Consider the following 15,065-nt stretch of genomic DNA (forward strand, 5'->3'; position numbering starts at 1 on the left):
AAAAAAACCGGAACCACTGCAATGGTTCCGGTGGAAATAACACAAGCCGGAGTTTGACATTACAGAAAGTGTAAAACCTTCTGCCGGGCATTGTATTGTCTAAAAAAACCAAAATAAAAGTATGCAAAAGAATTTACTTACTTCATTAAGTAAAGCCATTTTAACCTTTGAACAACGGGGCCAATCTATTTTAAAAATAGCTATAGTAACGGTCTTTTTTGTTAGTAGCAATCAATCGTTTGCACAGGACAATAAGAGCAAAACAGGTGACAACAATATTCTGCTTTTTGGAAAAGTTGTTGAAGAAAAGTCGAAAGCTCCGCTTGAAGGCGCTTCAGTTCATTTAAAAGGAACAACGCATGAAGTAATCACCGATAACCAGGGTGGATTTAAGTTTGTAACCGGGCAGAAACTGCCTGTAACCTTTATCGTTAGTTATATAGGATACCAGACAAACGAGATTACTTTCAAGGAAAACAACAACATTTTTATAGAATTAAAAGATGGTACAAATGCACTGAACGAAGTAGTTGTGGTTGGTTACGGAACCCAACGAAAAAGTGATGTAACAGGATCTGTTGCCACGGTATCTAAGAACTTATTAAGTCAGCCTGCAGCTTCCTTTGATAATCTTTTACAAGGATCAGTTCCGGGTGTGGCTGTTACACAGAGTTCAGCGCAACCTGGTAGTACCGCAACGATAAGGGTACGAGGCGGCAACTCTATCAGCTTTGGTAATGATCCATTGTATGTAATTGATGGCTTTATAGTTTACAACAACAACACCTATGCAAATACTGGTGCATCTAATGGTGTTGGTGTAAATGCATTGTCTACAATTAACCCAAGTGATATTGAATCCATTGAAGTATTGAAGGATGCCTCAGCCACTGCCATCTACGGTTCAAGAGGTGCAAATGGGGTTGTACTAATCACTACAAGAAGAGGAAAGAAGAGTGGGAGTGAAGTAAATTATAGTACATATATAGGCGTACAAAAAGTCAGGAAAAGACTTGAACTGTTAAATGCGTCTCAGTGGGCATCTTTAATAAACGATGTGAATTTTAGCGACGGTAAACCTAAAACATTTTCCGACTCTGCAATTGCAGCTTTAGGTGTTGGTTCAGATTGGCAGGATGCAGCTATAAAAAACGCCACCATTCAAAACCATGAGTTATCATTTTCAGGTGGCGACGATAAGTCCAGGTTTTTAGTTTCGGGTAACTATTATAACCAAGGCGGAACAGTAGTCAATACCGGCTTTAAAAGATACTCGGCCCGGATTAACTACGAGAGAAACATAAGCGATAAACTGAAGCTGGCGACAAATGTTTTTGGCAGTCAATCTGTAGAAGACAAACTTTTTGGAAACGCTTACAACAGCTCTAATTTTCAAAGCACTGCCTTCGCTAATCTGTTACTTCTTTCCCCTGTGGCTAAAATTTATAATGCCGATGGAAGTTATAATACAGCAAGCCCTTATTCTTCTACACCAACAAATCTTTTACAGGATATTGCAAAAACAACCAATAAAAGTTACCTCAATAGAATTCTTGGAAACCTTTCATTGGAGTATAAACTCATAAAAGAGCTAACCTTAAAAGTTACGGCGGGAGCAGACTTATTTAATGCAAGACAAAACTATTATTCTCCTTCCTTCGCCGGTTCCCCAGCAGGTAATTCAACCGGGTTTTCTACACAGGGATATGCTGCCATCGGCTCTGCAAATGCTACTACCTGGATCAATGAAAACCTGCTCACTTATGATCATTCCTTCAATAAAAAGCATTTCTTAAATATTCTTGGTGGTTATACTATTCAGCACCAGAAAGATAATGTCGCAGTAGCCGCTGCACAGAAGTTTCCGAACGATCAGACAAAATTCAACAACTTAAACTTTGCTTCGACACCAGTGCTTTCTACCTCAGATGCACATGAATCTGCAATCAATTCTTATCTCGCAAGAGTTAATTATTCTTTGCTCCATAAGTACAACCTGTCCCTATCTGCACGTGCTGATGGCTCCTCTAAACTCGGTGCAAATAACCGCTGGGGATTTTTTCCTTCCATTGGTTTTAGTTGGAACGTAGCAGAAGAGAATTTTTTGGAGAAATATTCAAAAACAATCAGCAACTTAAAACTAAGATTATCAGCAGGCAGAACCGGAAACTCTGAAGTGCCGCCTTATAGCTCACTTGCTGCACTTACACCCACCAACTATTATTTTTCAAGCACCCTGGTTACCGGAATCTCTCCAACTCAAATTGCCAATCCAGACTTGAAGTGGGAGACCACAACACAATACAATGCTGGAGTTGATGTGGGTTTGATTAGAAACCGGATCAATGTATCATTTGATGTGTATTTAAAGAGAACAACTGATCTTTTGCTGAATGTCCCTTTCCCTTTATATACCGGCTATGCAAGTTCCCTACAAAACGTCGGCAGCGTTGAGAATAAAGGTGTAGAGTTAAGCATTACTTCTGACAACCTGAAAGCTCGTAACCTCAATTGGAAATCAACTTTTGTAGTGGCCGCAAACAGGAATAAAATATTAAGTCTTGGTAACGGAACTGATTATTATTTCCCGCTTGCGCCCACAGGTTTTGTATCGCCTGTTATCGTTAAAGTAGGTTTGCCCGTTGGTACTTTCTGGGGCTACAACACCGCAGGATTATTAACTGCTAATGATCTCTCAAAAGGTACTCCTGTTTTAAACGGCGTCTCACAACAGGAAGGAGATCGCAGGTATGTGGACTACAATGGCGACGGTATTGTTAATTCAAATGATAAGCATAGTCTTGGTACGGCCCAGCCCAAGTTTACTTTTGGTTTCAACAATTCAGTTACAATCAAAAACTTCGATCTTTCTGTTTTCTTCCAGGGTTCTTATGGCAACAAGGTTTTCAACTTTTTGCAACAGAAATTAGAAATACCTACATTATCTCTCAATGCAAGTTCAACGCTGCTTGACCGCTGGACTCCACAAAATCCTACAGGAAAAATTCCAAGGGCAACCAACGCACCGGTATCACAAGTGGCTGATGTATATGTAGAAGATGCTTCTTATCTCAAACTAAAGAATCTGTCTGTAGGATATAGTTTTTCAAAAGGTCTGATTTCAAAAGTGGGAGTGAAGCAACTGCGCTTGTATGCAACTGCACAAAACCTGCTTACGCTTACTAAATACACAGGTTATGATCCTGAAGTAAACTTCTTTGATGGTGATAATACAAAACAGGGAATTGACTATGGGGCGTATCCAAGTACCAAAGCTTTTCTTGCCGGAGTAAACATCACCTTTTAGTCAGTTAATAGTCTAATTCTCCCCAACCTTTTTTGCATAAAATTTTAAGACAATGAAAAAAACATTCATTTTTCTTGCTTCGGCACTCCTTTCACTGTCGTGCAACAAGCTTGTTGAAAGTCCTGAAGCAATTATTACAAATGCTCAATTTTATAAAACCCAATCTGATGCTGTTGCAGCGGTTGCTGCTGTATATAGCTCACTCAACACAGATGCTGCAGGTGATTTTATAATCTACGGCCGAAACCTTAACCTGCTAACATCAAATGGCGCTGACGACCAGACTTTTAGCCCTTCCAATACCAACCCTGATGTAATTGCTTTGGGAACTGCTACCTATGTTGCAGCAAATGACAGGGTTAAAAAAGTATGGCAGCAACATTACTTCGGTATCAGCAGGGCAAATGTTGCAATTGACAATATTCCTGCTATTTCGTTCGATACAACTTTGCGCTCCAGACTTTTAAGAGAGGCTAAGTTTATAAGAGCGCTTCTATACTTTAATGTCGTTCGTTTTTGGGGCGATGCTCCGCTCATTCTTCATGATCCCGCAAGTATTAAGGTGGATGAATTGAAAGTGGCAAGGGCTCCAAAAGAAAAAGTATATGAGCAAATTATTGCTGACTTAACGGATGCAACCAACCTGCCTGCTACTTATGGTATCGCAGATAAGGGCAGGGCTACCAGTGGAGCGGCTCATGCGTTGCTGGCTAAAGTATATGTAACAAGACGTGATTGGCAAAATGCTTTAAAGGAAATTAATGCAGTAACTAACGGCGGTTACGGTTACGATCTTTATCCAAACTATATTGATGCTTTTCAAAAGGCAACTAAAAATGGGATAGAGCATATTTTTTCTGTTCAGTTCGAGACAAACCTGGGTGCAAAAAACAGCCAGCAATTTCTTAGTAACAACAGTTTTTCTTCGTTCAATGCAACTGTCAACCCCGGTGACAGACCGATCGACAGCACGCTTTACAATCTATTTTCTGCTGAAGACACCCGCCGTGATGTTACCTTTTATACCCGCCTTTTCAACGCCGCAACCGGTCAGTATGTAAACTTTCCTTTTGCACGTTTTGCCAAATTCATCGACTTTTCTTTGAATCCTTTAACCAACCAGGCACAAAGCGGAATTAATTATCCCGTCATTCGTTTTGCCGACATTCTATTACTAAAAGCTGAGGTGTTGAATGAACTAAATAATGGCCCTACAACTGAGGCGTATGCGGCAATCAATAGAGTTCGAAACAGGGCTAAAATTGGTAACCTGGTTTTAGGTCTGGGTCAAAGTGAATTCAGGGAAGCTGTTTTCCTGGAGCGTCGCAAAGAGTTTGTGCAGGAAGGCCAGCGGTGGTTTGACCTTTCTAGAAGAGGCGGAACTTATTTATATGATGCATTGAAAAAGTACCCCGCTAAAATAGGAGCTGCTGTGAAAGACACGCTTTATCCTATACCTCAGTCTGAGATCGAAATCAATCCTTTGCTTACTCAAAATGCTGGCTGGTAAAAGGGGATTTTTTTTGAGCCCAACAATATTATTTCAATGAAACATCGTTGCGTCGCACACTTGTACTGCACCGTCATCGCGAGAAGGAATAAACTGACCCATTGCTTATGCGAGAGAAGCTACAGCATATGAACCGTCGTCATTGCGAGGAGGAACGACTAAGCAATCTGCTCTACAAATTGGAGCACATGAAACATGAGAAATCAGATTGCTTCGTTCCTCGCAATGACGGGGAATTGTATAAGATGTTTCAAATGTTGAGCGACGAGAAACTGTACAAGTGACTGACACAACGATGTCGATAAAAGATCAACTGATTGTAAACAAAAAAATAAAAAGCTATGACAATATCAGATGTAACACTAATCACAAAAAAAATTCTCATTGGGCTCTTTCTCATCATTGTGCCCATGCTGATTTTGTTCGGGGGAATAAAACTGAGCTATAAACTGCTCACACCAAAACAACCCGCAACTACGAGCGCAGAAACAAATTTTAAAAACAAATAAATACCCGAAATCATGAAAATGGAAGCTCATGTAAAACAACGGATTTTTAAAAACGCACTGCTTAGTCTTTTTATCTATGCATTGCCCATACTGCTGATGTTTCTTAGTTTTTATATCACCGGAAAACGACCGTGGCTTGAGAAGAAACAGAAAACTGCCTCATTTTCATTTAAACCAAATAATTAATAAAAATACATATTCATCATGGTTAAGATTATTGAAGATATTTTTAAAAACCTCAACGGTTGGGGCTTTGTAGCGATCACACTAATTGTAGGTGTCGTTGAATTTTTATTCGGACTATACAAACACAAATGGAACCGCAATGAAATGCTGACCGACATCGCGTGCTTTACCTTACCTAAGCTGGTAGTAAAACCTGCAGTGGCTTGGGTTACACTACAGGTACTGCCTTTTGTATTGCCAGGTACAAAGGATACTTTAAGCTGGATACCTTTTCTATGGGGTGCTTTAATCATTGCGATCTACGACGATCTCACACAATATTGGTATCATCGCTTGCATCATGAAGTGCCTTGGTTGTGGCGTTTTCATCGTACGCATCATTCAGCAAACTATATGGGCATGGCAATGGCGGGAAGACAAAATATTATCTATACCATTTTCTTTTCGCAAACTTATTTAACCGCTGTTTTGGTGTATGTAGGTCTTGGTTATCCGGCTCTGTTTGTAAAAGGAATTAAGACTTTAATAACCTTGTCTGCACACTCAGCTATTCCGTGGGATAAGCCTTTTTACAAGTACAAATTTTTGCATCCAATTGCGTGGGTTTTAGAGCGCACGATCTCCACACCCGCCACACACCACGCACACCATGCTAACACAACTGATGACGGGGTTGGGTACTACAAAGGCAACTTTGGTAACATGTTTTTTCTGTGGGACATCATTTTTAAAACGGCATATATTACCAGGCAGTATCCAAAAGAGTATGGCATCTCACACTACGAAGGCGACCAATGGTACGCCCAGATCTTCTGGCCAATCTTAAAAAGCAAAGTGCCGGGAAGTGAACTATCTGCAGGCGGTCCGGTGGTAAGGCAAGATGTGTTTCCTGCACCATCTTTTGAAAATGAAACGTATGAGGAAGCTGAAGTAAGTAAAGAAAATATTGGTTATGAAAGTGCACCAGTATTAGCATTTGAAGCTGTAAAGAACTAACTAGTTAGGGGTTAGGAGACAAATACATCGTTGTATTAATTACTTGTTTTGATAAGTATTTAATACAACGATTTGTTTTAACGACGTGTTGCTAATGCTTTTTAATTCCTAAGGACTGTTTCTTTAAATGTGGACTTTCGAAACCTAATTTCTGCAGCCCCTGCTGTATTTCGGGACAGCTCATAAATAAGTTCCAAAGCAAACCGGTGCGGTAATTTTCCATCATTACTACAGCCGGCCCCTGGTCTATAGCCAGGTACCTTTTCGGGAACCAATTTTCCGTTTCACTAAAAGCATCGTAGAAGCCGTATTGTCCATACACTTTACTACCTAATTGTTGGTACCAGTGTTTCATCGCCTGCATGCTATAATCCGCTGTATAAGGCATCGATGATAAAGCGGCCGTAGGCGAAATAACGCCGAGATCATTATCGATACCCGGCGCATGGCCAGCATAACCTTTTACAGAATAACTTGCAGTAAGGCCCCAACTATCAGCACCGTACCCCTTGTACTTTTTGGGATTTTCGACACACCATGCCCTATTGATTAAAGTATGGTTTCTATTGTGTTCCCAGTAGTCTGCATACCGATCTTTTAGTCCTCTTGGGTCAAGACCAAGATAAGAATAATGGGACCAGAACAAAGGACCCCCATATTCTTTTGCGCCCTGGTGAGCAAGGGTTAGGGTGTAATTATATTTTGTAGTTATTGCATTAATTTTTCCGCTTTGTGCCCAGCCTTCATGATATACTCCAGCCGCTACTCCATGCGTAGGCGAGGAAGCTGCAAGCACATACATGATCAAGCATTCATTGTAACCTTTTACGGCAAAGTTCATGTCCCAACTATAGTTGGGCGACCAATGCCAGTAGAGAACATTTTGTCCTCTCGTATACCAGTTAAAATCTACCTCTTTCCACAGTTGATCTATCCTCGCGCTTAAAGCTTTTTCGGCAGCATTTCCGTTTTTGAAATATTGCCTTACTTCCAGTAAACCTTGCAGCATAAAAGAAGACTCAACGAGATCACCGCCATCATCTTTTTTACTGAAGGGTTTAACCTTGCCTGTTTCACCATAGAGCCAATGCGGCCACGCCCCATGAAACCTGTCTGCCTTTTCTAAAAAGTTAACTATCCGTTGAAGTCTTTCTAAGCCTTGTCGGCGTGTAATAAATCCCCGCTCAATCCCCACCAATATTGCCATCACGCCAAATCCACCACCACCGGTTGTTACCACACTTTGATCATTTTCGGGGTAATTTCCATCTACATGGATACGCTCCCTTGCAAGACTGCTAACAGGCTCTGCACCCTCCCAGAAATATTGAAAAGTACTTCTCTGAACATCGGTATATATCTTTTCGTATTCCGCCGGGATCTTATTGACACGGGTATTTATCTTCTTTATTTCCTGGCTCAACAGTGCGTTTCCGCAAAGCATTAGTGCTACGAGAATATATATTTTGTTCAACCTCATTCTTTGGATATGAAAAACAAAAATTAGCGAATTACAAAAAGCAGGTCGATTTTTATTGAAAGCGCTGTGTCAACAAATGCAACAGCCAAGCCCATCACCGGATATAAGTCTAGCGGCCCTGCCGTTCCAAAATATTCAGCGCGCTAATCTCTAATTCTGACAAAGCTTTATTGTAGATTCTAAATTCATCCAGCTTTCCTGTGTAGGGCAACATCCAGGGTTCGGGAGCATTAAAGGGTGCGCCTAATTGATTTTGATAAGCACCTATCACAAACTTTGTAGCGCTTTTAAAATTAAGTGCTCCCAAAGGTGTTCCGGCAGGGTCTGCTTTTCGGTCCTCTGTTCCGGGTGGCAAATCACGCTTTTGGCCATTTACAAAAAATCTCACTTTAGATGTTGCTGCGTCGTAGGTCCACACTACATGTCTCCATGCACCGTACATATCATCAGGCCGGTAGTCGACGGCGCCAAAGCCGTTCGGCTCTGCCCAATGTTCTGTGAAAGGCGCCGTATTTTTTTCAAAATGAAGTTTCATAAACATCCTGTTTGAGCTGGTATTGTTGCCTTCTATCATTACAAAGAAGTTGCCCCAAAATGATCCATCCTGCTTAGCGAGGTTAAAAACACCCTGCGCGCCGCCATCATGCTTATTTGTGTTAATCCAAAAACTGGCAGTAAAGCTTGTTAGTGTAGCAATGGGACCGGGGTTAGCATACACAATAAAGCCGTTTGTCGAACCTTGGTAGGCCTGGCCTTTACGGCCTGCAACAAAGCTGGTTGTACCAGAAGCTGTGCCACCGGTCACTGCACCTTTCGTATCGTTTACGTTTCCTTCAAAAGCAAAATGAGCCACAAGGTTTGAGGGAGAAATATCGTTGGAGTTTACAAAACCACCGGCTACAGGGGGAGGATCGCCAGCCTTAAATGTATTATCCAATTCTGCTTTGGTGCAAGCAGTAACCAGCACTGAAGTCACTATAAAAATGAGCAGGGACGCTGTGAGTGTTTTATAATTTGTGTTCATATAGAAGAATTCAATCGTTAATGATTAATACCCTGGATTTTGTTTTAGTCTACCTGCACTTAAATCGATTTGTGCTTGCGGTATCGGAAAGACTTCGTGCTTGCCATCAACAAACGCTTTGCCGTGCGCACGTAATACAGCGCCTGCTCTTCCCTGGCGAACTAGGTCCAAAAACCTGTCTTGTTCCATGCCCAGTTCGGTTCTCCGTTCTTTCCAGATGTTTGCTTGTGTTCCAACAGAAGGAGGCAGGTTAGATCGGCTGCGAACGAGATTTAATTTTGCAGTTGCTTCTCCCGCATTGTTGGTCATTGCCGCAGCTTCAGCGTAGATCAGCAGCAATTCCGCGTAGCGCATTAACCTTATATTTTTTGGCTTGGTGTCTTTGTTATTACTTACCTGGGCTGACTCTGCTATGTTACTATGATATGCCTTGTAGTTGTATCTCTCATTTTCTACACTGTCTTTCGATGGTAGACGGAAGCCATCCCAAAGTACTGTGCCAGTGCTGTTACCTGCAACTGTGGGATTGATAAAAATGATGGTAGCGTTTCTCCTGGTATCACCTGTTTCGTAGGCATTAGCCAGATCGATTGTAGGGGTGTTAAATCCGAAACCAAGGTCGTTCCAACCTCCACGTCCGCGCGGTCCTTGGCCATTGCTAAAGAGTGGGCTAACTGCATTCTCCCCTAAGTTTACACCAGTCTGCACCTCAAATATTGATTCACTGTTGTTGTTTCCACCAACACCATTTACAGGCTTTTCTCTAAAGATTGCATTGTAGTCCGGAACCAAAGAGTACCTGCCTGAAGTGATAACGGCCTGCGATAGTTCGAAGGCTTTTTGCCAGTTTTTCTGGTAGAGGTAAACTTTAGCCAGGTAGCTTTGTGCCGCTCCCTTAGTTGCTCGCCCTACCTGGCTAGCCGCATCTCCTTTTAAAGGAAGATTATCAGCAGCAAATTGAAGATCTTCAATAATCAAGGCGTAAATCTCCGCAGCAGTAGCTCTTGTTTGCAATGCATCACTGCTACCTTCACTAGCAAGCGGTGCTGTGGTTATTTTAGGAACTCCACCAAAGAACCTTACAAGATTGAAATAGTAGAGGCCCCTTAAAAACCTTGCTTCGCCTATCAGCCTGTTCTTTACAGACTGTTCGAGTGAACCTTTATTTAAAACGTCTATTGCTTTGTTCGCACTTATGATAGCAGAAAAGTGACCGCTCCAGATGTTATTAAAAATAAAGTTGTTGCTGGTATGCGTGAAATTATCAATCTCACCTGCTGCACCAAAGTCGCCTGGAGTGCTGCCTTTATCGGCGTCATCACTTGCAATATCGTTTGCCAGAACCCAAAGAAAGCCGACAGTAGTTTTATCAAAACCGCCGTAGTATAATGTACTATAAACACCGCCGACCAACTTATTGGCAGCATCAGGATCGGTAAGAGCAAGTACTTCTGTTGTTTGCCCTTGCGGGTCTACCTCTAAAAAATTTTTACTACAACCTGCTAAAAGACCAGCTATCGGTATGGCTGTTATGGCAAGTGTTTTTATGATGTTGTTCTTCATATAGTCTGTTGATTATAGTTTATTAAAATCCCACGTTCACGCCAAAAGCAAAAGTTCGTGTGGTAGGATAAATGGCTAATTCAATACCACCGTCAAGCGTACCTCCGTTGTTTATTTCAGGAGTAAATCCACTATAACTGGTGAAAGTGGCCAGGTTCTGAGCCGTAGCAAATACTCTTAAACTTTGCATACTAAACTTATCCAGCAGTCGTCGGGGAAGGGTATAACCTACAGTTAGATTGTTTATTCTAAAAAAATCTCCCTTTTCAAGGAAGTAGGTAGAGGCAGGTAGTTCGTTAAGATTAGCTCTTGGAACATTTGTATTTGTATTGCCGGGAGTCCAACGATTGTTTACTACTGAAGTTTCTATGTTATCTCTGAAATCACCACGTGCTGCTTTTTTCCCATTGTAAATCTTCCCACCTCCTGTACCATAGCCGCCAAAAGACAAGTCTAAAGCTTTAAAGCTTAATCCGCCATTTATTCCATAAGTAATATTTGGTTGATACGATCCCTGGTAAACTCTGTCATCAGCATTGATAACTTTATCCTTATTAATGTCGCGGTATCTTAAATCACCAGGTTTTGCTCCTGGCTGTGCAGACGAAGCAACTTCAGCTTCGGTTTGAAAAATGCCTTCAACTTCCCAAAGGAAAAAACTACCTATTGGCTGGCCATTATCAGATTTAGTGGTAAAGCCTTGCCCGCCTACACTTCCACTACTGAGAGCTTGCCCTCCATTAAGTTTTTCAATTCTGTTTCGGTTATAAGCCAGGTTGACGCCGAGGTTGTATCTCCAATCGCTGCCGATTCTATCTTGCCAGTTCAATGCAACCTCGACGCCTTTGTTCGTGAAAGTTGCTGCATTCGTGATGTACTCATTATTAGGATCTCCTAAAATTGCCGGAATATTTATGCGAACTAATGCGTCACTAGTTTTTCTATCGTAAAAATCTACTGTACCTGATAAACGGTTTTTTATCAGGCTAAAATCTAGTCCAACGTTTACTTCCCTTGTGACTTCCCATTTAAGACTGGGGTCAGCGAGCTCTTCGAGTCGTAGGTTAAGCACCTCCTGACCATTAAAGAAATAGGGCAGATTTACCGTTGCTAACGGAACAAACAAATTGCTTGGAATTCCATCATTACCCACTTTGCCATAGCTCGCTCTTAATTTCAGGTTATTAAAAGTTTTCTGATCACCCATAAACCCTTCGTTGCTAAGCACCCATCCTGCTCCAACGGAAGGGAAATAACCCCAACGATTATTTGCAGGCAAACGTGATGAAGCGTCAGCTCGTATCGTTCCCGTTAAAAAATACTTGTCTTTATAGTTGTAGTTTAAGCGACTTAAATAAGAGTTTCGGGTAGACCTGTCGCCATCGTTAAAGTTTCTTGCACCAATAGTGGAACCTGCGTTTAAATACCATTGATCTTTATCCTGCGGAACATCGACCCTTGATCCACCAATGCTACGCGTGCGTATATCTTCAGCCGTAATACCGGCAAGCAGGGTCAAGTTGTGGTCGCCAAATCTTTTTGCAGCTGTAGCAGTATTATCCCATACCCAACGGTTGCCTTCACTTTCTGTAACAGTCAGAGAACTCTTGTCACGCAGCTGGTTGCTACCCGAAGTCAGAAACACGTTGTCAGGACCTACGTTGGCATACTTGTACCCGTAAGAGATACTTCTAAAATTGTTTTTATCAACGCCAAAACTTGATCTTAATGTTAGCCATGTAATCGGTTTATATTCTCCAACCACATTACCTTGGAAGCGGTCCCCTTTGCCGGAGTTGTCATTTTTATCCTGGTCAAGAATTGGGTTGCCGACATTATTTGAAAGGGAAGTATTACCATACTTTCCATTCTGCTTAGCGATCACATAAGGTGCCGCACGATAAGCCACGTTAAAAGCACCAAGGTCAACATTTCGAACAGTGCTGCGACTATATGATAACAGAGTGGAGATCTTGAAATTATTAGTAATCTTATAGTCGTTGTTATTTCTTATGGTTAACCTTTTAAAATCGTTGGTTCTAATAATTCCTTCATCGCTGAGATAACCTGCACTCAAGAAATAATTCACTTTATCGCTACCACCTGCAACAGAGACGTTGTGGTTTTGAAAGAACCCTTTTTTCAAAATTTCGTTGTACCAGTCTGTGTTGCCACCTGAAGCAAGTGTCGCAGCAGTTACAATACTATCGCCACTGCCGTAGTAAACACTTGCTTCATTTACGTAGCCGGCATATTGTTTTGCCCCTGCCATGTTTACAAGTTTGGTAGCTTCTTTTACACCAAGTGTAGCATCATAGCTCACCACCATTTTTCCTGCTCTGCCCCTTTTTGTTGTAATTAGTATTACACCATTGGCCGCGCGCATACCATAGATGGCTGTTGCAGATGCATCCTTAAGAATGTCCATACTGGTGATGTCAGCAGAGTTTATATTTCTGATATCATCGCTGATAACACCATCTACTACATATAAAGGGTTAGCACCGGCGAGCATAGTGCCCGTACCTCTGATACGAATGACAGGTAACGCATTTGGATCGCCACTACTAATTACCTGCACACCGGCTACTTTGCCTTGTACCGCCTGCGTTGCAGTAAGTACAGGTTGCCTTGATAGTTCACTTCCACTTACTGATGCTACAGAACCTGTAAGGTCTCGCCTTCTTTGTGTACCATATCCTACAACGATTACCTGTTCCAGCTCCCGGTTAGATGCTGCGAGAGAAACGGTAAGGTCAGTTTGAGTTCCTACAGGTACTTCCAGATTCTGAAAGCCCACGGCCGTTACTACAAGCGTATCTGAGGGAGCTACGGTAATGGTAAATTTTCCTGCAGCGTTTGTAGAGGTTCCCCGCGACGTGCCTTTTACGGTAACACTAGCTGCGTTTACGGGAGTACCACCGGCACCCGTAACTGTTCCGGTAACAGGAGCTTGTCGAGCCATTAATGAAATAGGAAAAAAGAGAAGAAAAACAGCAAAAGTGCTGATGGTAGTCTTTAATGAAGATTGGATTAAGCCCTTTAAAAAATGATTCATTTTTGTTATTTATTGGTAAAGCAATCACAACATGTGGGTCAACAAAAGAAGTTGTCAGAAGAAATAATTACGCAGGATGAAGATGCTTTATGTGAAGCAGTAGGTATTTCATATGCAAGACATTTTTACAACAAAAAATCCTGCCAGCCAAAAATTGGAACGGATGTATAACTGTAGTTGAAGACAGCAATTCAAAGAGTTATGCTGCGTAGGAAAAGGCGATGTTGTGAATGGTACGAGCGTTGAGGGTTATGCTTTGGATAATAAGGATGTATTAAGATAAAATGATAAATATCTAGCAAAAAAACCCTGACACCAATGGTTGGAAAATACAAGCGAAAGACATCTATGCAACCGCAGTAACTTTATGGGGACGTGAGAAAGAAAGTGAAATATTGTTGTGAGTGTAGGAGCTGGCAGCACTTGCAATCAATTTAACAGTAACAAAAATGTGATCTTTGTCTATTTCTTTTGCCCATTATTTAAAAACTCTAATTTAAAAAGAGAAGGGCTTTGTCCTGTCACTTTCTTAAACTGTTTTGATAGATGAGCAGTACTACTATAATTTAACATGTTTGCTGTTTCAGTGAGAGATAAGTTTTCAAACGTTAATAGTTCTTTCGCTCGATGAATCTTTTTTTCAATCAAAAAGTGTTCAATTGTTTTTCCTTCTTGTAACCTAAATAGATTTGATAAGTAGGTATAGTTGTAATGTAACTTCTGACTTAGGTAGTCGGATAAGTTGATGGATAATTTATCTCTTTTATAAACTAATTCTATTATTAGTTTTTTGATTTTTTCTGGAAGTAGGATATGTAAGTCTGTAACTAATTCTAAATCATATTTTTGCAATTCACAACCAAAGAGAAAAATTTTTTCTGCACCTACAGTTTCTGTTAATTCAATTACTCCAGAATTTATAGACACATAAGGTATTTCAAATTTTTGTAGTAAAAGCTTCACAACTTCGGTGCAGCAAGGACAAATCATTTTTCCTACGAAGATTTTCATGTTTTCGGTTTTTATTACAAATAAGATTTTGTAATCAATTAGCAAAGCATGAACTGCATGAATATTGGAGGATCTGATGTCGAAAAAGACCCTATAATGGCTAGAAAAAATTTATTTTTCTACTGTTAATATAGTAAAAAATATCTACATATTATAGTAAAAGCTCTTAAATTATTTGAAGTAACAGATTGGATTTTAGAAGTAGGGGGGTAGCGACTACTTTCTGAAAAGCTGCTAATTATACCTTTTAAGTTGCTAGTGCTTTTTTATTAAAATAATGTTTGAAAACCTGTAAACTATGCAACAGTATACAATTAAAGTATAATATAATTTAGGTTAGATTAATTTAATATTGTTATGTTCTTTAATGATACAGAATGTTAATATCCCCCTACTTGTTAAGACAAGATCATAAGGCAAA

At 40.8% G+C, this 15,065-nt stretch carries 9 protein-coding genes; 4 read left to right on the plus strand and 5 right to left on the minus strand.

The features are described 5' to 3' along the window. Positions 1-121: 121 nt before the first annotated feature. The 3 genes from SAE01_RS03300 (at position 122) to SAE01_RS03310 (ending at position 6,508) form a co-directional block, all read left to right on the plus strand. The gene (locus tag SAE01_RS03300; protein WP_147202191.1) at positions 122-3,307 is read left to right on the plus strand and encodes a SusC/RagA family TonB-linked outer membrane protein; all 3,186 of its coding nucleotides are present in this window, start codon (positions 122-124) and stop codon (positions 3,305-3,307) included. 52 nt (positions 3,308-3,359) lie between these two features. Continuing rightward, positions 3,360-4,817 (plus strand): RagB/SusD family nutrient uptake outer membrane protein, encoded by a 1,458-nt coding sequence (locus SAE01_RS03305; RefSeq protein ID WP_147202193.1) that lies wholly within the window; start codon positions 3,360-3,362, stop codon positions 4,815-4,817. 713 nt (positions 4,818-5,530) lie between these two features. Then, positions 5,531-6,508 (plus strand): sterol desaturase family protein, encoded by a 978-nt coding sequence (locus SAE01_RS03310; RefSeq protein ID WP_147202195.1) that lies wholly within the window; start codon positions 5,531-5,533, stop codon positions 6,506-6,508. A gap of 91 nt (positions 6,509-6,599) precedes the next feature. On the opposite strand, the gene SAE01_RS03315 is transcribed toward SAE01_RS03310, so the two are convergent. The 4 genes from SAE01_RS03315 to SAE01_RS03330 all read right to left on the minus strand — a co-directional run bounded on the left by SAE01_RS03315 (position 6,600) and on the right by SAE01_RS03330 (position 13,633). Continuing rightward, positions 6,600-7,988, minus strand: coding sequence for a glucoamylase family protein (locus SAE01_RS03315; RefSeq protein WP_147202197.1), 1,389 nt, complete (start codon positions 7,986-7,988; stop codon positions 6,600-6,602). A gap of 109 nt (positions 7,989-8,097) precedes the next feature. After that, a complete protein-coding gene (locus SAE01_RS03320) occupies positions 8,098-9,012 on the minus strand; it encodes a LamG domain-containing protein (protein ID WP_147202198.1) in 915 nt (304 codons plus the stop codon). 24 nt (positions 9,013-9,036) lie between these two features. Next, complete coding sequence (locus SAE01_RS03325) at positions 9,037-10,575, minus strand: RagB/SusD family nutrient uptake outer membrane protein (protein ID WP_147202199.1); 1,539 nt, start codon at positions 10,573-10,575, stop codon at positions 9,037-9,039. Between the two features lie 22 nt (positions 10,576-10,597). Then, positions 10,598-13,633, minus strand: a complete 3,036-nt coding sequence (locus SAE01_RS03330; RefSeq protein ID WP_147202200.1) for a SusC/RagA family TonB-linked outer membrane protein — start codon at positions 13,631-13,633, stop codon at positions 10,598-10,600. Here SAE01_RS03330 and SAE01_RS03335 point away from each other — a divergent pair. Continuing rightward, positions 13,625-13,804: a hypothetical protein gene (locus tag SAE01_RS03335; RefSeq protein ID WP_147202201.1), complete on the plus strand. Its 180-nt coding sequence runs from the start codon at positions 13,625-13,627 to the stop codon at positions 13,802-13,804. The genes SAE01_RS03330 and SAE01_RS03335 overlap by 9 nt on opposite strands. Before the next feature lie 291 nt (positions 13,805-14,095). Here SAE01_RS03335 and SAE01_RS03340 read toward each other — a convergent pair whose 3' ends face one another. Beyond that, positions 14,096-14,644, minus strand: a complete 549-nt coding sequence (locus tag SAE01_RS03340; RefSeq protein WP_218029060.1) for a helix-turn-helix domain-containing protein — start codon at positions 14,642-14,644, stop codon at positions 14,096-14,098. Positions 14,645-15,065: the final 421 nt, after the last annotated feature.

The sequence above is a fragment of the Segetibacter aerophilus genome (assembly GCF_007991655.1).
GTDB lineage: Bacteria > Bacteroidota > Bacteroidia > Chitinophagales > Chitinophagaceae > Segetibacter > Segetibacter aerophilus.